Source organism: Synechococcus sp. 1G10 (genome assembly GCF_002252625.1).
In the GTDB taxonomy this organism is placed as follows: Bacteria; Cyanobacteriota; Cyanobacteriia; order PCC-6307; family Cyanobiaceae; genus Regnicoccus_A.
This window is the reverse complement of record NZ_NQKW01000004.1, coordinates 109676-132537: the sequence shown is the minus strand read 5'-3', so window position 1 is coordinate 132537 and position 22862 is coordinate 109676. Positions and strand designations below refer to the sequence as shown.

Sequence of the window (22862 nt, the reverse complement as noted above, 5' to 3'; positions counted from 1 at the left end):
ATCGACAATCTGCTCTGGAACCACAACTAGCGGGGCTTGACCACTCCCCCGAAGTCGCTGGCGGTGATCAGGGCGGGAGTGGTGGCGGTGTCGACGCTGAAACGGCGGCTCTCTGTCTGGACGCTGCCATCGGGGTAGACGAAAGTCACCAGTCCCCGGAGGGTAACGGTTGAGCCGTCCTGGCTGGTTTCTTGCAGATCGGACACGCTCACCTGCTTGAACTGGTCGAAGAAGGCGGGATCGAACTGATCGGCCGCAGCTCCCCCGAAGAAGCGGCGGGCCTGGTCGTAGGTCTTGCTGCTGAGAGCGGCATAGAGGCCCTGAACGCTGGCGATCGCCTGGTCGGTGTCGGCCGGCGGCGGCTGTGGCGCTGTGATTGGCTCCGGCTCAGGCAGGCTCGGTTCCTGGGGTGGTATGGCTGGTTTCTCAGCGGTCGCTGGTGATTCCGATCTGGGCCTGGGGGTGGAGGGGCTTTCCACGGTGCTGGGCGGGGACTTCTGTAGCAGCACCACGGCGCCCACAAGGGCTACCGCCAGGCCGCCGGTGAGGAAGGCGAGAAGACCGAGCAGGGCGTTGCTGCCCCCGCCTCGCCTGGCCGGAGCCTGCAGGGGTGGAGTGGCAGGAGGCTGGAGGGGAGTCATAGGAGCTGGCACTGCAGATCTGCGCGCTGCCTTGATCCGTGCAGCCGCGTTGGGCATGGCTGCCGCTGCAGCTAGGGCTGAGCTAGGGGCTGAGATTGAGGTTGACGTTGACGATGAGCTTGAAACGTCCTTGGGCGGCTGGCCGAGCAGTCCACCCACCACCCGCTCCATGCGCTGGCAGATGGCGGGGTTGAACACCTCCTCCAGTTCCTGCATCAGCCTGGGCAGCAGCCGCGTATCGGAGAGGGGCGGGCTCTGGCTGGCCGCACTGGCGAAGGCAGCTGAGAGCATCAGATGGCGCAGGGCCGGCAGCAGCTTGATCTGCTCCTCGCCGCAGAGGTCACCGGCCAGAGCCTGTAAACGACGGCCCTCTGCGCCGCGGCCGCGCTGGAGGTCGCTGAGCACCTGCTGCCTGAGGGCGGCTCCGAGCTGGTGGTCGTTCATCGTTCGGGGAGATCAGGGATGGTCGGGGGTTGCCATTGACGCTGCAGGGCAGCATCCAGGAGTGGGCAGAGACCGAGGGCCGTGAGGGCCTCCCCCTGCACCATCCCACCTGAGGCGGGATCGAAGCTGCTGGCGATCAGGGCCCCGAGAGGATCCAGATCGGCTGCGTCCTGCAAGGGCGGGGCTGTGAGGCGCCCTTGGCGCAGATCCGTGAACTGGCTGCGCCGGTTGCTGAGGGTGCCGGCGATGGCGTTGGCGGGGCCATGGCAGAGCTGGTTGATCTGGCGCCGAACGGCTCCTGGGGGGCCAGGGGCCATGCCCGATTGCTGCAGCCAGTACCAGCCTGCCCCGAGGCCGGCGGTGGCCACCAGCAAAGCCCCGAGCAGCAAGGGTTTCTGGGCGCGAATGGTCCTGGCCTGAATGGGCCGCTCGCCAGGCGGGGTCTCCTCGCTGATGCTCACCTGGCTGGGCCTGAAGAGGCTGGGGGTGAAGAGGCTGCCGTGCTGGGCCATCGCGACTGACACGTCGTCGCCGCTGCCTTCGCTGGTGATCTGATCCAGGTTCGCGGCCAGCACCTCGCTGGCTCCGGCGGCAGGGGTGGCGATCAGGTGAGCGGCGAGCAACAGGAAATCTGCATCGGTGGCGCACGATTTGCGGATGCCATCGGTGCTCAGCAGCAGACCGAAGGTGGCTTCTGGGTGCTCGATCGGCTCCAGTCCGCTGCGGAACAGCCCCGCGGCCTGCTCCAGGCAGAGGCTGCCCGTGGCCTCGCCGCCGCCATCCCCCGCCAATTCCTCGCTGAGCAGTGCGGCCTGCCCATCGGCGCCCACCTGCACCAGGTCCCAGTCGCCCACACCGGTGTAACCCCACCAACGCGGGGCCATCACCACCAGCCCCAGGGTGGTGCCGTAGAGCCGTGGCACCTCGGCCTCGGGCGTGGTGGCTTCAGAACAGGGAGCCTGATCCGGCGCTGAAGAAAGGGCCGTGTGCTGCTGCCAGTGCTCCCGCACCAGAGCCAGCCAGCGGCTGTGGATCCGTTGGGGCAGCTCGGACGCCAGCCAGTGGACCCACGTGTCGAGCTCCGGCGCCTGTGCGCCCTGAAGGTCCCAGAGGCCCAGGTGCTCCCTCACCACCTGCAGCGCCAGCTCACAGGCCAGGGCACTGCCGACGTCGCTGAGGAGGTAGTGCTCACCGCCGTGGCCATCGGCCACCGCCATCACCTGCACGGGCTGGCCATCCCGGCTGCGGTATCGGGAGACGGCCACCGCGTCCTGGCAGGGGCGGCCCTTGCGCTGGTGGGCCGCGCCGATGCGCCTGGCCTGGAGCGCTGGCCTCCAGCCGCTCACCACACCAGGGGACCGACGTCGTCGGTGGGATCCATCAGGGTGGGGGGCAGATCCGGCAGAGGGATGTTGGCCTGGGGCCCAGGGCCAGCCATGCGGCTGGCGGGCATCGAGGCGGCGCCCACCACGGCGGTGGAAGCCCACTGGATGTACTGGGCCAGGGAGGTGGCGCTGCTGGCCTGCAGGGGCCGGCGGGGCGAGCGGCCCGAGCGGTGCAGGGGCGTGTGCCCGCTGGCGCCAGGGATTTCACCAGCGGGCAAGCCACCGCTGGGATCGCTGCCGATGAACTGCTGCAACACCTCCGTGTCGGCGTCATGGCCCATGGCGATCGCCAGGCGCACCGCCTTCTGGGCCCAGGGCTCACGCATCAGCCTGGCGAGGCCGGCGTCGAAGTCGTCGGTGGGCTGGCCATCGGAGATCAGCACGAGCACCGGCGGCAGGGCCCTCTCCTCCATCGGCGGCGACTGAAGCACTGCTGCCACCAGCTCCAGCGCTTCGCCCATGGCCGTGATGCCTCCGGCCTGCAGATCCAGCCACTGCAGCTGCTGGACCTCCGTGGGCTGCTCCAGGTGCCAGACGGCCCGGTCGGCAAAGCTCACGGCCCGTACCAGCACCCGCGCCTCCGGGTTCTGGCGAGCCACCTCGGCCATTCCCGGCAACGACTGACGAATCGCCTGATTGAGGGCCTGGATCTTGCCCTGGGCCGCCATTGAGCCGGAGCAGTCGCAGATGTAGATGAAATGCAGCGGCCGGTTGGCGAGCCTGACGTTGGGAAAGGGCATCGGATCTGGGCTCGAAAGTTGGCTCAGGAGGGCAGCTCGACCGCCCCGGCCGGTGTGGTGATCCGCACCAGTGGCGCGAGATTACAGGCTTGTCCCGGCTCCACCACCACCCGGTTGCCGGTCCTGAGCTCGGCCTGCCAGCTCTGGCCGCTGAGGTTGCGCAGCCCCAGCAGGTCGCCATCGCTGGGATGGGCTTCCACCCGCGCCAGGGGCTGATTCAACCGCAGTGGTAGCAGGCGGTCGAAGTGGTGGGTATGCAGCTCGTTACCGGGCGCCGCCGTCACCTGGCCATGGGGCAGCCGCAGCCGGGCAGGGGGTGGCATGGGGCAGCCGCAGCTCCAGCACAAGGGGGCCGTATCGCTCGGGGCGGGGAATGTTTCCTGGCCGCAGTGGGTGCAGAGCTGACGCTGGTCGAGGGCCGCGGCCAGGGCCGCCATCCACTGGCCGGTCAGAGCCCGGCGCTTCGGGTCCAGCAGACCGGTGCAGAAGGTCTGCTCAAACAGCTGCTTGATCGGCTCGGGGTAAATCGGCCAGGTGATCAGAGCTGCGACATGCTCGATCGGATCGGGTCGGTTGCTCGGATCAGCCGGATCGAAGATGAACAGCGGGTCTTCGCCGTAGAGCCGGCGCCGGGCGGGCTCATCCAGGCAGCGGATCGCCAGTTCGCGGCGACCCCGCAGGGGGTCGTGGCGGGTGAGCAGGCGGAAGATCAGCACCGCCAGGGAGAAGAGATCGCTGTTGGCCCCTGGCCTGGCCCGGCCCATCAGGATCTCCGGGGCCATGAACCCGGGGGTGCCGAGCACGCTGCCCAGATCCCGCCCATCCACATCCACGTTGTCGTTGTCGCAGATCAGGATCCGGCCGCTGGAGGGCTCCAGGAACAGGTTGCCCAGAGAGATGTCCTTGTAACAGAGGCCCTTGAGGTGGAGGGCATGGAAGGCCTCAGCCAGGAAAAAACTGGCCCGCAGCACCTGGAGCAGGCCGATGGCCAGGTGGCCGCCCACGTGTTCATGGGCCCCCAAAAACCCCGTGGGCCGGAGCTCCATCAGGTAGCCGAAGCCCGTTTCGCCGCGGCGCAGCAACGGCACCGCGCCCTTGCAGGGTTTCACCAGCGCCAGGGGCCAGAGGAAGGCGTCGCTGGGGGCCGTGGCGCGGATGCTCTCGCCCAGACGCCGCTCCAGGTGGGGATCGCGGGCAATGCACGCCGGCAGGTACCACTTCAGGGCCAGCCGTTCACCGGCCACCTCCACCTCGAACACCTGGCCCTGGGTGCCGCCTCCGAGTCCGCGCAGCACCCGCAGGGGGCTGGAGATCCCCTCCAGATCAAGGCTGGCGCCTTCCGGCAGGATCCAGTTCACGGAGGGCTGGCTTGGGGTCTCAGGCCTCCAGACTCTGGCCGATGGCCTTGCGGATCCCATTGCGGTGGGAGAGAGCCGTGAGCCGGTTGGCGAAGCTGCGACGCTGGGCGCGGCCATCACGCAGCACCACCGTGAGGGTGTGCTCCTTGCGGGAGCCCAGCAGGATCCAGCCGGCCAGGGCCGCAACCTCCAGAGGCCAGAACAGGAACGGGAACGGCAGCAGCAGCAGGCCCCCCAGGCACACCAGCAACCACCAGCTGAAGATGTGGGGATGGCGTGGCAGGCTCTGCACCGTGGCCGATCGGATCTGATCCAGGTCGATCTGCTGGCCACCGATGTCGAGGCTGCTCACGGCAGGCGCCACTTGCGGCACCAAGGGCTGCAACGCACCACCAGCGACCAGCTCGAAGATCAGCACCGGACCGCAGCGTCCCAGCCTGATCTCATCGCCATCGGCCAGGGGGCGGCACTGCTGAAGGCGTTCCCCCTGGAGAAAGGTGCCATCGGCGCTTTGCCAGTCGCACACCACCCAGCGCTGATGGCTGCTGGAGTGGCGAACCACGGCGTGGTGGGGCGAGAGTCCGTCCTGCTCTGGCATGCAGAGGCGATTGTTGCGCTCACGCCCGATCGTCAGGGGCCTGGCTGGATCGAGCCGGGCCACCTTGCCCGGCTGATCCCGCAACCGCAGCTGGGCTGGAGGCTGGGTCATGGGCTTCCGCGGCGGCGGCGCCACCACAGGCGCCTGTCGTCCTGGAGGTCGCTCCACCAGCCCCCATCGCCGGCGCGGTACGCAGTGACACGGCCGGGAAAGAGCAGGGCCTTGCTGGCCAGCAACAGGGCCACCAGCACCAGGACCAGCAGCACCCAGCCCGGTATGGCCCCCACCCAGGTGGCGGCGAAGCTGGCCCGGATCGCATAGAGCCCGATCGTGATGGCCAGCCAGAGCCTGAAGGGCTCCCAGGGATCGCGCTGGCGCAGCACGGGGCGAGGAGATCGCTGCGCGTAGCGTATCTCTGGGCACGCCAGTTCATTCCCCGCATGGTCGAGCCGTCCCCTCCTGAGGGTGTCCGCGAGCAGGCCTCGGGCCCCGCCACCACCACCGATCAGGACTCTGGCTCCAGCGCCGGGCAGCTGCTGGCCGGTGCTCGTTGCAGGGCCTGGCGGCATTTTCTGGCCGCCTGGAGCCGCGGAGGGCCTCACGGGCGTCCTGCCGCCATCCGCTCGGCCTGGAGCCAGCTGCTCGAGCGCCAGGCTGTGGCGGAGCTGTGGCTGGGGGAGCGGCGGGTCAGCCGCACCGTGCTGGGAGAGGGCCGCTATCGCATCGGCCGCGATCCAGCCTGTGAGCTGCCGATCGAGGCGGAGAGCCTCAGCCGCGTGCACGCCATCCTTGAGAAGCCGCGCCCCGGGGATCGCGATTTCGCCCTCGAAGACTTCAATTCCGCCAACGGCCTGTTCCACCGCGATCGCCGCATTCGCTCCATCCGTCTGCGCCACGGTGATCAGGTGCAGCTGGGATCACCGCTCAAGGGCTCGGCTCCGCGCCTGCGTTACCTGCACCCCCGCAGTCCGCTGGAGCAGGCGGTGCACCTGCTGGGCCTGGGCAGCCTGCTGGGGTCTGGTCTACTGGTGGGGGGGCTGCTGCTGGTCTCCTCCATCGGTGGGGGCTCGCGCATTCGCCTGATCTCCGGCCCCGTCAAGATCGTCTCGGCCTCGGGTCAGCAGATCGACGCCATGGAGGGCTCCGCCACCGCTCTGCCCTCGCTCCAGTCCTATCCCCTGCATCTGCGCCAGGCGCTGATGGCTTCGGAAGAGGCGCGCTTCGGCTGGAACAGCGGTGTCGATCTGTTCGGTACCCTGCGCTCGGTTCTGCTGGGCAGCGGCGGCGGCAGCGGCCTCACCCAGCAGGTGGCCCGCATCTATTACCCCGAGGTGGGTACCGACTACAGCCTCAGCCGCAAGTTGCGGGAACTGTGGGTGGCCCTGCAACTGGAGGTGGGCTACAGCAAGAACCAGATCCTCAAGATGTACCTCGACCGGGCCCATCTTGGTCTCGGTACCGATGGCTTCGAGCAGGCGTCCAGGCTCTACTTCCGCAAGTCGGCCAGTGAACTGGACGTGGGCCAGGCGGCCTTCCTGGTGGGCCTGCTGCCTAGCCCCAATGGTTACAGCCCCTGCAATGCCAAGGATCCCACTGCCGGCCGCGAGCGCCGCGACCTGGTGCTCAAGCTGATGCATGAGCAGGGCTATCTGCGTGATCAGCAGCTGATCGATGCCCAGCGGCGGCCCCTGAACATCGATCCCTCGGCCTGCCGCGAATCCAGCTTCTCCAGCTATCCCTTCTTCAGCGATTACGTACTCGGTGAACTGGAAGGAACCCGCTTCGGCCTCAACCTTTCTCAGAAAGCTTCAGGCGGCAACTACTACGTGGTGAGCACGATCGATCCGAAGTTGCAGCAGCTCGCCCAGCAGCAGCTGCAGCGCTTTCTTGAGGGGCCGGCCGCTCGGGTGGGGCTCACCCAGGGGGCGCTGATCTCTCTCGATTACCGCAGCGGCAAGATCCTTGCCTACGTGGGTGGCGGCGATTACTCCCATTCCAGCTTCGACCGGGTGCAGGCCATGCGCCAGCCGGGCTCCACCTTCAAGCTTTTCCCCTACCTGGCGGCGCTTGAGGCCGGCACCAGCCCCGAGCAGCCCATCTCCTGTGCTCCGCTGGCCTACGTGGGGGGCTGCCGCTTCGGGGCCGCCGGCGGCAGCGTCAGCGTGGCCAGGGGCTTTGCCAATTCCGAGAACGTGGTGGCACTGCGTCTGGCGGAGACAGCCGGCCTGAAGCAGGTGCTGCGCAAGGCCCGCCAGCTGGGCATCAGCACCCCCCTCGACGCCGATTTCAACACCATGCTCGGCGGCCGTGAAACCCTCCTCTACGAGATGGCCCGGGCCTATGCCGTGGTGGCCAACGGGGGGCGCAGTGTGCCGATGCACGGCGTCAGCCAGATCTACGACCTGGGCATCTGCCGTTCGATCTACAGCCTTGCCACCTGCCCGGAGCGGGGGGTGACCACCCCCATCGGTGAGCAGCCGCGCCAGTTGCTGCGCAAGGAAGACGCCGCGGTGATGGACGATCTGCTGGCGGGAGTGGTGCGCAGCGGCACGGGGCGGGCCGCTGCGGTGGTGGCCGATGGCCGCGGCAAGACCGGCACCACCGACAACGGCGTGGATGTGCTCTTCATCGGCTACTCCCCGGCGCTGCAGATCCTCACCGCGATCTGGATGGGCAACGACGACAACCGGCCGGCGCAGGCGGCCAGTGGTGCCCTGGTGGCCGAGCTCTGGGGGCGGTACATGGCCGCAATTGGCGCGGGGCGCCAGACCTGAGACCAGCCCCTGAGGCCGTTCCTCAACAGCCCGCTCAGCCGCCGACCCCCCTCGACTTCATAGCCAGCTGCACCAGTGTGTCCAACCGGTTGACCACTGCCCAGGCCACCCCCAGCACCAGTCCCCACCACCACTGGCTGCTGAGCAAGCGATCGAGGGGACGGCTGTCGTCGTCCTCGCTCTGGCGGGGCAGCTGCCAGCCCAGCTGCAGGGCGCCATACACCAGCAACAGCACCCAGGTTGGAATGTCGATCGGGCCCAGGCTGAAGGTCAGAGCACGCCAGTTCAGCAGGCTGGAGGCGGCAGCCAGGCCGATCAGGGCGCTCACCGCCCCGGCGGCTCCATCCCAGCGGCGCTCACTGGTGCGCCTCTGCGCGACCAGCAGCGCCACGGTCGTTGTCGCCAGGCTGGTGAGCACGTAGCGCAGCACCACATCGGGCAGAGGTAGCGGTGATGGAGTCCGCAGGATCAGCAGCAGCAGGGCCACATTCACAACCGCTTCGGGATGGCTGTGATGGATCCAGGGGGCGGTCATCCAGCGCCAGGCCTGGCGGGGCTCGGTGGCATCTGCCTGCTCCAGGGGCCACTCTCGCCGCGCCCGCCTCAGGGGGCCAAGGCTGAGGATCTGCAGCAGCGCCAGGGTGAGCGCCAGCACCAGCCAGCCCTGCCAGTTCCAGGACTTGAAAAGCCAGCGGTCGAGCTCGCCGCTGAACCAGCGCAGCACCAGGGCAGCACCAGCCGCCAGGGCCAGGCCCGGGCCCATGGCCTGCAGCGAGTGTCCAAGCCACCGCTTTTGCCCTGGAGAGCGCTTGAGCGCGGGGGTGTCTGCTGTTGCCGGTGGGATGGCCTCAGGGTCTTGGGGCCGGGAGAGAGCCACCCCCGTGGCTGCCTCCAGCAGATCAAGCAATTCCTCCAGCACTGCCGGGGCATAGGTGGTGCTCAACTGCTGGGCAAGGAGCTGCACGGAGGTGCTGCGGCCTGCCCCGCTTTCCTGGAGCGCCCTCAGCAGCAAGGGTTGGTCCGCCAGGTCGCGCACTGGGCCCTTGAGGCGCTCCTCGGCCCCGAGCAGATCCACCAGCCTGTTGGCGATGGCCCTGCCGTTGCTCAGCCCTGGGCTGCGGGCCTCGTGCCAGGCCCGCAGCTGCAGGCCGAGTTCCCGTCCCTTGCCCCTCACCGCTCCACCAGGGTGGCGTCATCCTCAAATCGCGCTGCGGCTGCTTCGGTGGCCTCGCAGCTGAACAGGGCCGCCGCCAGCTTCGGGGAGAGGGTGAAGGTGGTCATCCCGGCCGCCGCCAGGCGGCTGAGGTCGCTGGTGGTTCGCAGACTGGCCACCAGCAGACGCAAGCTTGAGCCACTGCGATCAACGCACTGCTGCATCGTGATCAGTTCCTGGTGGCTGTCTCGACCCAGATCCTGGATGCGGCCCAGATAGGGGGCGATGTAGCGGGCGCCCAGAGCTGCGGCCACCAGCACTTGGTGCGCCTCGTAGCAGGCGGTGAAGGTGAGCGGAATCCCCTGGGCGATCAGCTTCACTGCCGCCTCTGTGCCGGCCCTGGTGAGCGGAACCTTGATGGTGATCCGCCCTGGGGCCAGCTCAGCCAGGGCCAGGGCACAATCCAGCAGAGCCTGAGGCTCACGTCCCCAGGCCTGCAGATGCAGCTCCAGGCAGCCGAGCTCGAGTGCACGCAGGCTGAGAGCGCGCAACGCATCGACTCGGCAGATCTGGCCGGCCTGCCGCAGAAGCGTGGGATTGGTTGTGATGCCGTGAAACAAACCGCAAGGCATCCACTCCTCCCAGGCGAGAGGATCAGCCGAGTCGAGAAAGAAACGCAGGCTCATGGTGAGCCCCGAGTCCTCAGTTGGCGCGGGTTGCTTGGAGTCTTGCCCTGGAGCGCGCCAGCTTCTGCTGGGCCTTCACCTTTTCGGTGCTGGGAGGCTGACCTTCAAAGCCAGCTGCCAGCTGCTCGGCAATTTCCAGCTCTTGCTCAGCCTTGCTGGCATCGATCCGCGAGCCGAGTTCGGCACCGTTGACGAGCACGGTGACCTCATTGGCCTCCACTTCAGCAAAGCCACCCATCAGGGCAATGCTGGTCCAGTCCTTGCCGGTTCGCAGGCGCATCACGCCCACATCAAGGGCCGTGAGCATGGAGACGTGGCCGGTGAGGATGCCCACCTGTCCAGAGATGCTGGGCAGGATCACCTCATCGGCAATGCCGTCGAAGACACTTTGGTCGGGAGCCAGAACACGCAGGGTGAGAGTCATGGAGGTGAGTGCTCAGGAAGCGGATGGGATGGTGAAACTCAGCCCTTTTTGGCTTCTGAAGCAATCTTCTGAGCTTTGGCCTTGACCTGATCAATTGTGCCGACCAGGTAGAACGCCTGCTCGGGAAGATCATCGAGTTCGCCAGCGAGAATCATGTTGAAACCTTTGATGGTTTCTTCAAGTTTCACGTATTCGCCAGATTGGCCAGTGAAGATCTCAGCCACGAAGAACGGCTGAGAGAGGAACTTCTCGATCTTGCGGGCCCGGTCCACCGTGCGGCGGTCATCTTCGGAGAGTTCATCAAGACCAAGAATGGCGATGATGTCCTGCAGCTCCTTGTAGCGCTGCAGGGTGCTCTGCACGGTGCGGGCGGTGCGGTAGTGCTCATCACCCACAACGGCGGGCTGGAGCATGGTGCTGGTGGAATCGAGCGGATCCACAGCGGGATAGATCCCCTTGGAGGCCAGACCGCGGCTGAGCACTGTGGTGGCATCGAGGTGGGCGAAGGTGGTGGCTGGAGCCGGGTCGGTGAGGTCGTCGGCGGGAACGTAAACCGCCTGGATCGAGGTGATCGAGCCCTCGAGGGTGGAGGTGATGCGCTCTTGCAGCTCACCCACGTCGGTGCCGAGGGTGGGTTGGTAGCCCACAGCGGACGGCATGCGGCCAAGCAGTGCACTCACTTCGGAGCCGGCCTGCACAAAACGGAAGATATTGTCGATGAACAGCAGCACGTCCTGCTTGTTCACGTCGCGGAAATGCTCAGCCATGGTGAGGGCTGAGAGGCCAACCCGCATGCGGGCGCCAGGGGGCTCATTCATCTGCCCGTAGCAGAGCGCAACTTTCGACTTGCTCAGGTCCTCGGAGTTGATCACTCCGGACTCCTTGAACTCTTCGTAGAGGTCATTGCCTTCGCGGGTGCGCTCGCCCACCCCACCGAAGACCGACACACCGCCGTGCTCCTTGGCGATGTTGTTGATGAGTTCCTGGATCAGCACGGTTTTGCCGACGCCGGCTCCACCGAACAGACCCACCTTGCCGCCCTGGCGGTAGGGGGCCAGCAGGTCAATCACCTTGATGCCGGTTTCGAACACCTTTGGCTTGGTTTCCAGCTCGGTGAGCTTGGGAGCCTCGCGGTGGATTGGTGAAGTGAGAGTGGTGGAGACAGGACCACGCTCGTCGACAGGTTCACCCAGCACGTTGAAGATGCGACCCAGGGTGGCTTCACCCACGGGCACGGAGATGGGTGCGCCGGTGTCCAGAGCTTCCATGCCGCGCACCAGGCCGTCGGTGGTGCTCATCGCGACGGCACGGACCCGGTGATCACCCAGAAGTTGCTGCACCTCAGCGGTCAGGGCCACGTCCTGTCCGGCTGAGTTCCTGCCTTCGATGCGCAGGGCATTGAAGATCCTGGGAAGCTTGCCTGCAGGAAATTCAACGTCCAGCACCGGACCGATCACCTGGCGGACAATGCCCTTGATGCCGGTGGAAGCGCCGGAGGTTGCGGATGCAGCAGCCATAAGTAGAGGAGGGATTTGCGTAGCGGGATCATCCCGCCCTAAGCGAAGAGAGCTTACCACTGCAGCCAACCGCTTCTGCCATCGGCCATTGCAGCTTCGGGTTCTGCGGCAACGCAACCGGCGGCGGCGGTTCGGTGACCCGCACAGGGATCGGATTGCCGCGCTGCAACGGGTCCACCTAAGTTGGCAGTCAACGGGCTCGAGTGCCAACTCCCCGTTTTGGTGGCGCCCCAGGCGTCACTCTGTCGCAATTGCATGGATTCATGGCTGCTGTTTCTCTGAGCGTTTCCACGGTTAAACCCCTTGGAGACCGCGTGTTCATCAAGGTGTCCGATTCGGACCAGACAACCGCTGGTGGCATCCTCCTGCCCGATACCGCCCAGGAAAAGCCCCAGGTAGGTGAGGTGGTGCAGGTCGGTCCCGGCAAGCGCAGTGACGACGGATCCCGCCAGGCTCCGGAAGTGAGCGTGGGCGACAAGGTCCTTTACAGCAAGTACGCCGGCACTGATATCAAACTCGGCGGCAATGAGTTCGTTCTCCTCTCGGAGAAGGACATTCTCGCCATTGTCAACTAGTCATCGTTGTTGACTGGGGAAGTCAGGCGCTCGTTATTGCGCGAGCCCTCCCCGTTGCTCCATTCCCTACCCCTTTGAAAAGAGACTAATTCTCCATGGCCAAACGCATTATTTACAACGAGAACGCCCGCAGGGCCCTCGAAAAAGGCATCGACATCCTGGCGGAAGCCGTGGCTGTCACTCTCGGACCCAAGGGTCGCAACGTGGTGCTTGAGAAGAAATTCGGTGCCCCTCAGATCATCAATGACGGGGTCACGATCGCCAAAGAGATCGAGCTGGAAGATCACATCGAGAACACCGGTGTGGCCCTGATCCGTCAGGCCGCCTCCAAGACCAACGACGCCGCTGGTGACGGCACCACCACCGCCACCGTCCTGGCCCACGCCATGGTCAAGGCCGGTCTGCGCAACGTGGCTGCCGGCGCCAATGCCATCACCCTCAAGAAGGGCATCGACAAAGCTTCTGACTTCCTCGTCAAGAAGATCGAGGAGCACGCCAAGCCGATCTCCGACTCCAACGCCATCGCACAGGTTGGCACCATCTCCGCCGGTAACGACGAAGAGGTGGGCCGCATGATCGCCGACGCGATGGACAAGGTCGGCAAGGAAGGTGTGATCTCCCTGGAAGAAGGGAAATCGATGACCACCGAGCTGGAGGTCACCGAAGGCATGCGCTTCGACAAGGGCTACATCTCGCCCTACTTCGCCACCGACACCGAGCGGATGGAAGCGGTGCTCGAAGAGCCCTACATCCTCCTCACCGATAAGAAGATCGGCCTGGTCCAGGACCTGGTGCCCGTGCTCGAGCAGATCGCCCGCACCGGCAAGCCCCTGCTGATCATTGCCGAAGACATCGAGAAAGAAGCCCTCGCCACCCTGGTGGTGAACCGTCTGCGCGGTGTGCTCAATGTGGCTGCCGTCAAGGCTCCTGGCTTCGGTGATCGCCGCAAGGCCATGCTCGAAGACATCGCCGTTCTCACCAACGGTCAGCTGATCACCGAGGACGCTGGCCTCAAGCTGGAGAACACCAAACTGGAGATGCTCGGCACCGCCCGCCGCATCACCATTAACAAGGACACCACCACGATCGTTGCCGAAGGCAACGAGGCGGCGGTGAAGGCCCGCTGCGAGCAGATCCGCAAGCAGATGGACGAAACCGACTCCTCCTACGACAAGGAGAAGCTGCAGGAGCGTCTGGCCAAGCTGAGCGGCGGTGTGGCCGTGGTCAAGGTGGGCGCTGCCACCGAGACCGAGATGAAGGACAAGAAGCTGCGCCTGGAAGACGCCATCAACGCTACCAAGGCGGCTGTTGAGGAAGGCATCGTTCCTGGCGGTGGCACCACCCTGGCCCACCTGGCTCCGGCCCTCGAGGAGTGGGCGGCTGCCAACCTCACCGGTGAGGAACTGATCGGCGCCACCATCGTGGCCTCCGCCCTCACCGCTCCGCTCATGCGGATCGCCCAGAACGCTGGCGTCAACGGCGCTGTTGTTGCTGAGCACGTCAAGGGCATGCCCTTCAACGAGGGCTACAACGCCGCCACCGGCGAATACGTCGACATGCTGGCCGCCGGCATCGTGGACCCCGCCAAGGTGACCCGCTCCGGTCTGCAGAATGCCGCCTCGATCGCCGGCATGGTGCTCACCACTGAGTGCATCGTGGCCGATCTGCCCGAGAAGAAGGAAGCAGCACCCGCCGGCGGCGGCGGCATGGGCGGCGACTTCGACTACTGATCTTTTGCGGCGGAGCGTTCACACGCTCCGCCAACGGGATCGATTCTGCAGGAGGGTGGCCAGACCACCCTCCTTTTTTGTTGTGATCATCCGCCCTGTGCGGGCGGGCAGGCTTCAGCCGACCTTGAACTCCAGGGCCACGCCGTTGTTGCAGTAGCGCTTACCAGTGGGCCGCGGACCGTCATTGAAGACGTGGCCCTGGTGGCCGCCGCAGCGGCTGCAGTGGTACTCGGTACGGGGTATCAGCAGTTTGAAGTCGGTCTTGGTGGCGATGGCCGCGGGCAATGGCTGCCAGAAACTTGGCCAGCCGGTGCCGCTCTCGAATTTCGCCGAGGAGCTGAACAGGGGCAGGCGGCAGCCGGCGCAGAGAAACGTTCCCTTTCGCTTCTCATTGTTGAGGGAGCTGCTGAAGGGGCGTTCAGTCCCTTCGCGCCGCAGCACGTTGTAGGCAGCAGGGCTCAGGCGCTTGCGCCATTCACTGTCGCTGAACTGCCACCTGGGGTCGGCGGCCCTCGATGCCGCATCGGCTTTGTCACCCCCCCATAGCGTGCTGAACAGGACAGCAAAAGAGGCGAGCAGTCCTCGGCGTTTGATCGGATCCACAGCAGGACATTGAGGCGGAGGGAACGGGAGCTGGAAGCCTGGTCTGAAGCGACAAGCTCAGCGCAACCAGCCGGCACTGAGCACGATCGCCAAGCCGAGGAATAAGCCCAGCAGTGTCCAGCTGATCCGGTTGAGGGTATTTTCGGCGCTGCGGGCACTGCTGAACATCGAACCGCCGCTGCTGGCCAGGCCACCCATTCCATCCCCCTTGGGACTGTGGAGCAGCACACTGACAATCAGCAGGACGCCGACAGCAGACCAGACCCAGGAGAGAACGGTTGTGATCATTCTGCCAACCTAACGAACCGCTCCGCTCAGACCTGGAGGGCTTCGGCGAAGGAGGCTTTGGGGCTGGTCAGTTCCAGTGGTTCCACCAGGGAACTGCCCGTCATGCTCTCCGGCTGGGGCAGTCCCAGGATCTGCAGCAGGGTGGGAGCGATGTCGGCCAGACCACCCCCCTGACGCAGCTGGGGCGCGGCCCCATGTCCTCCAATCCTGCGCTTTTCGCCCTCCACCAGGATCACCGGCACCGGGTTGGTGGTGTGGGCCGTCCAGGGGCGGCCGTCCTCCCCTTCCATCAGCTCGGCATTGCCGTGGTCGGCGGTGATCAGCATGGTGCCGCCAAGACGGTTGGTGGCCTCAACCAGGCGGCCGATGCAGTGGTCAACGGTGGTGATGGCCTCCTCGGTGGCGTCCATGCGGCCGGTGTGCCCCACCATGTCGGGGTTGGCATAGTTGATCACGACCAGGGAATACACCCTCTTGTTGAGGGCGGCGATGCAGTTGTCGGTGAGTTGGTCGGCTGACATGGCCGGCGCCTGGTCATAGGTGGCCACGCGTGGGGATGGCACGAGCTGGCGATCTTCGCCGGGAAAGGGTTGCTCTATACCGCCGTTGAGAAAGTACGTGACGTGGGGATATTTCTCGGTTTCGGCAGTGCGCAGCTGACGCAGTCCGTGGGCTGAGACCACCTGGCCAAGGAGGCCGTCGAGGGATTCGGGTGGGAACGCCACCGCCACCGGCAGGCCCAGTTCGTACTGGGTGAAGGTGACCACATGCAGGGGACTGATGCGCTTGCGCTCGAATTCATCGAAGTCGTCGAGCACCAGGGAACGGATCAGCTGGCGCACCCGATCGGGCCTGAAGTTGAAACAGATCAGCCCATCGCCGGGCTTCAGGTGGCCAGGGGCGAGGCGCAGCGGTTCGAGGAATTCATCGTTGATCCCTTCGCTGTAGGCCGCCTGAATGGCCTCATGGAAGGAGAGGGGGCTGATCTTACCGGCATCGCTCAGAAGGTTGTAAGCCTTCTCGGTGCGATCCCAGCGGTTGTCCCGATCCATGGCCCAGTACCGGCCGCAGATGGTGCTGATCCGCCCGACCCCGGCTGCCTCCACCTGGGCTTGGATGCATTCCAGGTAGGAAATGGCGTTCTGGGGGGGCGTGTCGCGGCCGTCGGTGATCACATGGATGCAGACGTCGCTGAGACCCCGCGAGGCGGCCCACTGCAGTAGGCCGCCGAGGTGGCCGATGTGGCTGTGCACGCCGCCATCGGAGCCGAGCCCAAGCAGATGGAGGGTGCCGCCCTCACGCAGCAGCTGATCAGCAAGCTCGTTCAGGGAAGGGTTGGCGGCCAGGCTGCCATCGCGTACTGCCTTGCCGATCCGCACCAGCTCCTGACGGATGATCCGGCCGGAGCCAATCGTTAGGTGGCCCACTTCAGAGTTGCCCATCTGGCCGTCAGGCAGACCCACCTCTCCGCCGCTGGCCTGGATCAGGGTGTGGGGATAGGCCTCCCAGAGGGCATCCATCACCGGTGTGCTGGCCGACTGAATCGCGTTGTGACGTGAGTCTTCTCGAAAGCCCCAGCCATCGAGGATGGCCAGCACCACGGGGGGGATTTCGCCATCGCGATCAGGCCCCGAAGCTGACTCCCGGCCGGATGAAAGGGTTGGAGGTCTGAAGCTGGGAATTGCGCTCACCCTGACTTCCCGAATGGTTATTCAAGCGTCTTCCAGGGTCAAGTTACTCCCGCAGGTCGTTGAGCCAGACGCCAGTCTGGGGGCGTCAGCTTTTGGGAACATTCCCGCCTCCATACGATGGAATGACCAATTTCGGTTCCTCGTGAACACTCCCTTGGTGCCGTCATCCGATCAGCGGCGGGTGGAGATCCTCTCCGCCGACGACCTTGCCCGCACGGTGCGCCGCCTTGCTTCCCAGGTGCTCGAAGGAGTCGTGGACAGCCGCCAGTTGCTGCTGCTGGGCATCCCGACCCGTGGGGTGGCCCTGGCCCGGGTGCTGGCCCAGCAACTTCAGGAGCTCTGCGGTCACCCCATCCAGCAGGGCAGCCTCGATCCCACCTTCCACCGCGATGACCTGGAGCGGGTCGGCACCCGTCTGGTGGAAGCCACCCACCTGCCCTCCGATATCGAAGGTCGCCAGCTCGTGCTGGTGGATGACGTGATCTTCACCGGGCGCACGGTGCGTGCGGCCCTGGAGGCCCTGCATACCTGGGGACGTCCTGATCTGGTGCGGCTGCTGGTGATGGTCGACCGTGGCCACAGGGAACTGCCGATTCAGCCCGATTTCTGTGGACGCCTGGTTCCAACCAGCAGGCAGGAGTCGATCCAGCTCTGTCTGCGCCAGACCGACGGAGAAGACGGAGTGTTTTTGATTCGCGCCGGTTGAGCTGGTTTCTCCAGCGCCGATGGTCTGGGCCTGGCCGTTCAGCCCGCCGTTTCAAGTTCGTCGGGGCGGAAGTGTGCCCGGAACCGTCCGAACGCCACGATCACCGGCAGGGTGGGACTGATCGGTTTGCCTTTCCAGTCGTCGAGCACCTGTTGCACTTCACCTTGCTGTCCCAGCAGATCGAAGGCCTTGCCGCGATGTTCAGGGTGGGTGTAGACGACCACGCTCTGGCAGACCTTGACCTGTTCTCCAGGCTTCATGCGCAGGGGACACTGAGGGAGAACCAATCCTGTCATGGCCCCAGGGATGGGGATGGCCCTGCGGTCTTCAGCGGCGACAGGTGGTCTCCGGTCCCGACTCCACCACCCGTCCGCCCATCTCGGCGCAGGCCTTGGTGAAGGCGGTCCACTCGTCGACGCCTGTGGCCAGCTGGCGCTGGACGGCGGCATCGAGGCTGGCGATGGGCACGCTGTCGAGCGGCTGATCACCGTGGCTGTGGTGCTCCTGTTCCTTGCTCCTGAGCCCGACGATCGCTTGATCCACCTGCTGCCGCAGCGGCGCCGTCGCGGTTGTCCACCAGGGGTGATCGATCCGATTGAGGGCGTCGAGAGCTTCCCACCAGCGTTTCTCACCTGCCAGTTTCACGGCCCTCTGCTGCTGCAGTTGGTTCCGCGCCCAGAACTCGCGCAGGTTGTCGCCGAGAGCGGAGCCGTCGGGCCGGTGATGCTCTCCCATCGGCTTGAGCAGGGCGAGAGCCCCCTCCAGGTCCCCCTGCTGGAAGCGGGAGAGGGCACGGTCCTTGAGATCCTGCTGCCAGGCCAGCAACTGCTGCCGGTCGGCCTCGGTGCCCGCTGCTGAATTGGCCAGCAACAGTTGCAGTTTGAGGGCCTCTTCTGGTTTCTGCTGCCGCCAGAGCTGTTCAGCTTTGGCCCGGCGGCAGCGACCCTGCTCCGCCGGTGCGCGTCCGCTCAACCAGCGCAGGGAAGCCAGCTGATCGCTGTAGCGGATGCAGTCGTCGAATCGCCCCTCGTTCGCGGCCCGCCCCAGCCGGCGCGGCAACTGGGATTCCCACCACCAGGCTCCACCGACACCAGCTGCCACGAGGCCAAGGGTGAGAGCCAGCCAGAAGCGCGGAAGCCTGTGGCGGCGAATGGCCAAGAGGGGAAATCAGATTTATATCCCTGTTCTATGGACAGCGAGGCCCGGTATACAAGGTCAGGGGGCAGCCGCCGTGTCGTCCACTGCCGCGGACCGGTGGCATCGGCAACACTTTTCAGCGCACCGGGCCGAGCACCCTGGCGGCAGTGATGGTGCCACCGAGCAGATCTTCGCTTTCAAGCAGTAACTGCCCCTCGGCGTCGATGCTGAAACGGAGCCGCAGCCGGTCGATGCCGCAGCTCCCGGGCGGTTCGAGGGGCACAGGGGGCGGCTGTCGGCTCCAGGGCTCAGTCCTGGCTTCGCCGGCAGGGCGCCGCCGCACATGGGGAAGCCCGTCGATGAAGACCACCTCGCTGCGTTCCTCCTCAATCGGCTCACCGAGCACCAGCTCCAGGCTCCTCTGCTCATCGCGGCTGCAGCTGAGCACCAGTTCCAGGGGCTGGTCGGTGGGCCAGCTCTGACCAGCGAGGAACAGGGGGTGCCAGCGATGTTCCCCGCTGCGCTGATCCCAGCAGCGCAGCGACACTCCCCGGGCCAAAACGTCTTTGAGCCGCACCCCCGGCGTGAGGGCGAGGGCCCCGAGGGCCACCGCCTCCACAGGCCGCTGGTTGCGCAGGGGGATGGAGCCACAGCGGTCCGCCAGCCAGTGGCGAATGCTTGGCAGGCGGCTGGTACCCCCCACCGGAAGCACCGCATCGATCTGCTCTCGGTCAAGTCCTTTGGCCCGCGCCGCTGCCAGCACCCGCTCCAGCAGGTCGTCGAGCAACTCCAGCAGCCCCCGCTCGCGCAGCAGCCGATCAAGCTGGATCCGATCGAGGCGCAGGACGCGGCTGTCGGCTCCCGCTGAGCTCCAGATGCCTGTCACCTCCTCAGCCTCGCTCAGGCCGCACTTGAGCCGCTCGCTGACCTCCAGCAGGCTGGGGTCCTCTCCCAGGTCCGGGGCGAGGCTCATGGCGATCCAGCGGTCGATGTCGCGGCCACCGAGGGCGCAGCCGGCCTTGCCGATCACTTCCGCGCAGCGCAGGGCCTGGCGACCCCCATCGAGATCGCGGCCGCCGAAGCGCAGCAACTGGGCGATCGGTGCCGCCCGTCCTTCACCGCCCTGGAGGGCCACGAGCGAGAGATCGATCGTGCCGCCGCCCAGATCCACCACCAGCACCCGGCTGCCTGCCGGCAGGCCTGCCCCGATGGCGGCCGCGGTGGGTTCATCCACCAGGGCCACCTCTTCCACGGGAATCTGGCTGCTCAGCTGCTGCAGCCACTGGCGGTAGCCCCGGTACCCCTCGATCGGGGCGGTCAGCACCAGCCGGGTGGGCAGCACCGACGCAGGCAGGGCTTGCCACAGTCGGGTGATCAGCAGGCTGCCGGCCTGCTCCGGCGTGAGCGGTTCGCCGCCGGCTCCTGCCGCCGCCGGGCCGGACTCGCCTGCAAGGGCACCGATCCTGCGTTTGAAGTCGCGGCAGAGACCTTCGCCGCCATTGAAAGCGAGGCCAGCATCGAGCACCTGACGGCCGATCAGGGGCTGATCGCTCTGGGGGTTCTCAAGCCAGATCAGGCTGGGGACCACGCATGGATCGCTGCTGCTGAAGGGTGGAATGGCGAGCAGCTCCGGTGCTCCGCCCGAGCTGGGTTGAAAAGCCAGCACCGTGGTGCTGCTCCCCAGGTCGATCGCCAGGGTGCCTGTCACGGCCATGGATGGGGCCCAGGCAGCAGCTGAACTAGAGTGATGGAAATGGGTTTGATTCGATGTTTACCGGTCCGACGGTTCATCCCAAGGAATTGGCCCAGCGGGCTGAAAGTCTGATCGGTCAATCGAGCAACCGTTACCTGACCACCGTTCGAATCGCTTTCCGCGCCAAGCAACGCCGCTTCGACGATTTCGATGGCTTGCTCGAAGATCAAATGGTGAAGCCCGTGCAGCGGGCGATCGTTGAGCTCAGCGACGAGCAGGACCAGCCTGACCTGCTGCCCGGCTGAATCCTTGACTCCCAGCGGGTACAGCGCCGAAGCGGAGGGTTGGAGGCTGGTCTGGGATCCGTCCAAGGACCCGTTCCCTTTGCTCATCGGCGGTGCCGACTGGGCTGTTGAGCTCACCGCTGTAGAGGCTTGCAGCCTGCGCGCCGGCCTCCTCAGCCTGCTGGATCAACTCGGCGCCATCGCCGATCAGCTGATGGAAGAGGAATTGATCAGCCTTGAGCTTGAGCGTGACGGCTGGTGGCTGGGTCTTGATGGCAACCCCGGCCGCTGGCAGCTGCGCTGCATCCTCATCCCTTCTCCAGGGCTGAGGGGGTGGGAGGGCGCCTGGGCGCCAGGTGCGGGCCTTGAGCTGGCGCGGGCGCTGGAGCCCTTGCCCCTATGAGACAGAGCACGGGATTGGGGGGCGATCAGCACTGCTGATTGCCGGGCTCCTCCCCAGGCACGGTTGCGTCGGACCAGCCTTTTGCACAGGTTTTCCACAGGTTCAGGTTCTTCGCTCTTTGCGCTGGCTCAGGTCTGGGGAGAACTCGGCTTTGGCGGCCTCTCCCCTTGACAGGCTTCCAGTTCAGCTTCAAGCCCATACTTGCCGAGGTCGCGGGCGTGCCTTGCCCCTGCGCGGCAGCCAGTCTCAGGGTTGGAAGGAGCTGCCGCCCCGCTGGGTCCCCGATTTGACGCGGCCCCGGCGCTGTGGAGAAGTGGATGACATCACCAGCTCAACCCGCCCATGGACATTGCTCCGGTCATGACCGCTTCCGTCACTGCGTCCGCTCCGGTCGCCAAGGCCGAGTCGGACACCGGTGTGGTGAGTTTTCGGGCTGAGGTCCCCGAGGCATTGCTCACTTCCATGGCTCAGTTCATTGACGCCCACCCCAATTGGGACCAGTACCGCCTGATTCAGGCGGCGCTGGCCGGCTTTCTTGTCCAGAACGGGGTCCAGAGCCGGGCCGTCACCCGCTGCTATGTGGCCAACATGTTCCAGCGGGCGGCAGAGGGGAGGCCCGATCAGGCGCCGCCGTCAAGGACCCCCCGGTCTTCGGCGCCAACGATCTCCTGGTAACTGGCGGTCAGGCTGCAGATGGCCAGGGGCCAGGCCACCAGCAACCCTGCGGCCAGGGGCCAGGCGATCAGCAGGGCAAGTCCCAGGGGCAGCAGCACGATCAGGATCAGGCTGATGCTCAGGGCCAGCAGATGCAAGCCATGGGCTGGCACCAGGGTACGCCCGGAGCGGAAGGTGGCCACAGGAGAGAGGCCACCGGCCACGGCCAGCGGCAAGTGGAAGATCTGCGTCACGAACAGGGCCAGCATCAGCGTGGCGCCGATCAGCAGTGGCACCAGAGCCAGCAGCGGGTGGATCAGGCTCACCAGCCCCGCAGCCAGCCCGGCTGTGGCCATGATCAGCAGGTTCAGCACCAGCAGCAGCAGCTCCACCCCCAAAAGACGGCCCATGGCTGCGGTCCGCCAGCGGGTCAATTCGGCCAGCCGCGGCGTCCTTCCTCCCAGGGCAATCGAGGCACCCCCCAGCAGCCCGACATTCAGCCAGAGAAGGCTGCCCACGCTGAGCGATAACCCCGCCAGTACCAGACCCATCGAGACCAGCACGGGTTCCTCCGCCACGGCCAGGGCATCACTGGCCCGGTTCTGCACCGTCTGGCCCAGCAGTTGAGCACTGCCGCCCACAAGTGTGAAACCGCTGAACAGCAAGGGTGCCCGCCGGTAAGCCCTGCGTCCCTGCCTCAGCCAGCCCCGCACCGCCTGAATCGCGGCCAGGCCCTGTGCGGCTCCATCCGCCAGCCAGGCCCCGCATCCTCGGGGCTCCGTTTTCATCGGCCGGGATCCAGCAGTTCAAGCAGCCGCAGGGCCGTGGCAGCCGGGACCGGCAGGATCGAGAGGCGATTGCCCCGGCGCACCACAGGCAGCTCCTGCTCATCGAAGCTGCTGCGCAGTTCGTCCAGGCTGAGCAGCTGGGGATAGGTGCGCCGGTAGGCCAGGCGGACACAATCCCAGCGAGGGGCTTCCGGTTTCGAGGCCGGATCGAAGTACTTGGAGGTCGGATCGAACTGGCTGGGGTCGGTCAGTCCCGTTTCGATCACCTCCATCAGGCCAATGATGCCTGGTGGCTTGGTGTTGGAGTGGTAGAAAAAAGCCTGATCACCGAGTGCCATGCTGCGCATGAAATTACGCGCCTGGTAATTGCGGATGCCGTCCCAGAGTGTGGTGCCTTCGCTCTCAAGATGGCTGATGCCAAACACATCAGGCTCACTTTTCATCAACCAGTAAGCCATCTCGCCGTCTTCAGCCCTGCTGGGCCGTTGGTCTTGGAAGCTTGATCCTATCGAGCGGGTTTGTTTCGGTTGGGTTGGCCGGAGCGCATCCCCTGGCCTAGACAACATCCGGATCAACCAGTCGAGAGGATT

General features: G+C 66.0%; 25 protein-coding genes. 7 read left to right on the top strand and 18 right to left on the bottom strand.

Annotated features, from left to right (window positions below; all coding sequences use genetic code 11):
* Positions 1-26: 26 nt before the first annotated feature.
* The 6 genes from CJZ82_RS05280 to CJZ82_RS05255 are packed head-to-tail and all read right to left on the bottom strand — an operon-like array spanning position 27 to position 5549.
* A complete protein-coding gene (locus CJZ82_RS05280; RefSeq protein ID WP_094554745.1) occupies positions 27-1085 on the bottom strand; it encodes a hypothetical protein in 1059 nt (352 codons plus the stop codon).
* The gene (locus CJZ82_RS05275; RefSeq protein WP_158218489.1) at positions 1082-2431 is read right to left on the bottom strand and encodes a protein phosphatase 2C domain-containing protein; all 1350 of its coding nucleotides are present in this window, start codon (positions 2429-2431) and stop codon (positions 1082-1084) included. Before CJZ82_RS05275 ends, CJZ82_RS05280 begins: the two co-directional genes overlap by 4 nt.
* Entirely contained in the window at positions 2428-3210 is a 783-nt protein-coding gene (locus CJZ82_RS05270) for a VWA domain-containing protein (protein ID WP_094554743.1), read from the bottom strand. Before CJZ82_RS05270 ends, CJZ82_RS05275 begins: the two co-directional genes overlap by 4 nt.
* A 23-nt stretch (positions 3211-3233) precedes the next feature.
* Entirely contained in the window at positions 3234-4568 is a 1335-nt protein-coding gene (locus tag CJZ82_RS05265; protein ID WP_094554742.1) for a protein kinase, read from the bottom strand.
* Positions 4569-4587: 19 nt separating this feature from the next.
* Positions 4588-5277 (bottom strand): FHA domain-containing protein, encoded by a 690-nt coding sequence (locus CJZ82_RS05260; RefSeq protein ID WP_094554741.1) that lies wholly within the window; start codon positions 5275-5277, stop codon positions 4588-4590.
* Positions 5274-5549 carry a hypothetical protein gene (locus CJZ82_RS05255; RefSeq protein ID WP_094554740.1) on the bottom strand — a complete coding sequence of 92 codons (276 nt, stop codon included), beginning with the start codon at positions 5547-5549 and terminating at the stop codon, positions 5274-5276. The genes CJZ82_RS05260 and CJZ82_RS05255 overlap by 4 nt, the downstream gene beginning before the upstream one ends.
* 57 nt (positions 5550-5606) lie before the next feature.
* Here CJZ82_RS05255 and CJZ82_RS05250 point away from each other — a divergent pair, with 57 nt between their 5' ends.
* Entirely contained in the window at positions 5607-7940 is a 2334-nt protein-coding gene (locus CJZ82_RS05250; RefSeq protein WP_094554739.1) for a transglycosylase domain-containing protein, read from the top strand.
* A gap of 34 nt (positions 7941-7974) precedes the next feature.
* Here the strand turns inward: CJZ82_RS05250 and CJZ82_RS05245 are convergent, their stop codons facing one another.
* From CJZ82_RS05245 to atpD, 4 genes are read right to left on the bottom strand one after another with little or no spacing between them, the layout of a single operon-like run.
* Positions 7975-9114 (bottom strand): rhomboid family intramembrane serine protease, encoded by a 1140-nt coding sequence (locus CJZ82_RS05245; protein WP_094554738.1) that lies wholly within the window; start codon positions 9112-9114, stop codon positions 7975-7977.
* Positions 9111-9779 carry a transaldolase family protein gene (locus CJZ82_RS05240; protein ID WP_094554737.1) on the bottom strand — a complete coding sequence of 223 codons (669 nt, stop codon included), beginning with the start codon at positions 9777-9779 and terminating at the stop codon, positions 9111-9113. Before CJZ82_RS05240 ends, CJZ82_RS05245 begins: the two co-directional genes overlap by 4 nt.
* A gap of 16 nt (positions 9780-9795) precedes the next feature.
* Complete coding sequence (gene atpC / locus CJZ82_RS05235; RefSeq protein WP_094554736.1) at positions 9796-10203, bottom strand: ATP synthase F1 subunit epsilon; 408 nt, start codon at positions 10201-10203, stop codon at positions 9796-9798.
* A 38-nt stretch (positions 10204-10241) separates the two neighbouring features.
* Positions 10242-11720, bottom strand: coding sequence for a F0F1 ATP synthase subunit beta (gene atpD, locus CJZ82_RS05230; RefSeq protein ID WP_094554735.1), 1479 nt, complete (start codon positions 11718-11720; stop codon positions 10242-10244).
* A 263-nt stretch (positions 11721-11983) separates the two neighbouring features.
* On the opposite strand from atpD, the gene groES reads away from it, so the two are divergent.
* Positions 11984-12295, top strand: coding sequence for a co-chaperone GroES (gene groES, locus CJZ82_RS05225; protein WP_094554734.1), 312 nt, complete (start codon positions 11984-11986; stop codon positions 12293-12295).
* A 95-nt stretch (positions 12296-12390) separates the two neighbouring features.
* Entirely contained in the window at positions 12391-14025 is a 1635-nt protein-coding gene (gene groL, locus CJZ82_RS05220; protein WP_094554733.1) for a chaperonin GroEL, read from the top strand.
* A gap of 114 nt (positions 14026-14139) precedes the next feature.
* Here groL and msrB read toward each other — a convergent pair whose 3' ends face one another.
* The 3 genes from msrB to gpmI all read right to left on the bottom strand — a co-directional run bounded on the left by msrB (position 14140) and on the right by gpmI (position 16517).
* Positions 14140-14619: a peptide-methionine (R)-S-oxide reductase MsrB gene (gene msrB, locus CJZ82_RS05215; protein ID WP_198949675.1), complete on the bottom strand. Its 480-nt coding sequence runs from the start codon at positions 14617-14619 to the stop codon at positions 14140-14142.
* 66 nt (positions 14620-14685) lie between these two features.
* Positions 14686-14916: a preprotein translocase subunit SecG gene (secG, locus tag CJZ82_RS05210; RefSeq protein ID WP_094554731.1), complete on the bottom strand. Its 231-nt coding sequence runs from the start codon at positions 14914-14916 to the stop codon at positions 14686-14688.
* A gap of 26 nt (positions 14917-14942) precedes the next feature.
* Entirely contained in the window at positions 14943-16517 is a 1575-nt protein-coding gene (gene gpmI, locus CJZ82_RS05205; protein WP_094554730.1) for a 2,3-bisphosphoglycerate-independent phosphoglycerate mutase, read from the bottom strand.
* A gap of 244 nt (positions 16518-16761) precedes the next feature.
* On the opposite strand from gpmI, the gene pyrR reads away from it, so the two are divergent.
* Positions 16762-17313, top strand: coding sequence for a bifunctional pyr operon transcriptional regulator/uracil phosphoribosyltransferase PyrR (gene pyrR / locus CJZ82_RS05200; protein ID WP_094554729.1), 552 nt, complete (start codon positions 16762-16764; stop codon positions 17311-17313).
* Between the two features lie 38 nt (positions 17314-17351).
* Here pyrR and CJZ82_RS05195 read toward each other — a convergent pair whose 3' ends face one another.
* The 3 genes from CJZ82_RS05195 to CJZ82_RS05185 form a co-directional block, all read right to left on the bottom strand.
* Positions 17352-17573 (bottom strand): ferredoxin-thioredoxin reductase variable chain, encoded by a 222-nt coding sequence (locus CJZ82_RS05195; RefSeq protein WP_094554728.1) that lies wholly within the window; start codon positions 17571-17573, stop codon positions 17352-17354.
* A gap of 67 nt (positions 17574-17640) precedes the next feature.
* Positions 17641-18471 carry a hypothetical protein gene (locus CJZ82_RS05190; RefSeq protein ID WP_094554727.1) on the bottom strand — a complete coding sequence of 277 codons (831 nt, stop codon included), beginning with the start codon at positions 18469-18471 and terminating at the stop codon, positions 17641-17643.
* Positions 18472-18586: 115 nt separating this feature from the next.
* Positions 18587-20164, bottom strand: a complete 1578-nt coding sequence (locus CJZ82_RS05185; protein ID WP_094554726.1) for an Hsp70 family protein — start codon at positions 20162-20164, stop codon at positions 18587-18589.
* Positions 20165-20217: 53 nt separating this feature from the next.
* Between CJZ82_RS05185 and CJZ82_RS05180 the strand changes: the two genes are divergently transcribed.
* The 3 genes from CJZ82_RS05180 to CJZ82_RS05170 all read left to right on the top strand — a co-directional run bounded on the left by CJZ82_RS05180 (position 20218) and on the right by CJZ82_RS05170 (position 21505).
* On the top strand, positions 20218-20448 hold the full coding sequence (locus CJZ82_RS05180) for a DNA-directed RNA polymerase subunit omega (protein WP_094554725.1): 231 nt from the start codon (positions 20218-20220) through the stop codon (positions 20446-20448).
* A gap of 4 nt (positions 20449-20452) precedes the next feature.
* Positions 20453-20830 (top strand): DUF1818 family protein, encoded by a 378-nt coding sequence (locus CJZ82_RS05175; protein WP_094554724.1) that lies wholly within the window; start codon positions 20453-20455, stop codon positions 20828-20830.
* Positions 20831-21190: 360 nt separating this feature from the next.
* Positions 21191-21505: a DUF2811 domain-containing protein gene (locus tag CJZ82_RS05170; RefSeq protein ID WP_094554829.1), complete on the top strand. Its 315-nt coding sequence runs from the start codon at positions 21191-21193 to the stop codon at positions 21503-21505.
* On the opposite strand, the gene CJZ82_RS05165 is transcribed toward CJZ82_RS05170, so the two are convergent.
* Both CJZ82_RS05165 and CJZ82_RS05160 read right to left on the bottom strand, forming a co-directional pair.
* Positions 21451-22272, bottom strand: coding sequence for a hypothetical protein (locus CJZ82_RS05165; protein WP_094554723.1), 822 nt, complete (start codon positions 22270-22272; stop codon positions 21451-21453). The two genes, CJZ82_RS05170 and CJZ82_RS05165, sit on opposite strands and share 55 nt — an antisense overlap.
* Positions 22269-22730, bottom strand: a complete 462-nt coding sequence (locus CJZ82_RS05160) for an EVE domain-containing protein (protein ID WP_094554722.1) — start codon at positions 22728-22730, stop codon at positions 22269-22271. Before CJZ82_RS05160 ends, CJZ82_RS05165 begins: the two co-directional genes overlap by 4 nt.
* Between the last annotated feature and the right edge of the window lie 132 nt (positions 22731-22862).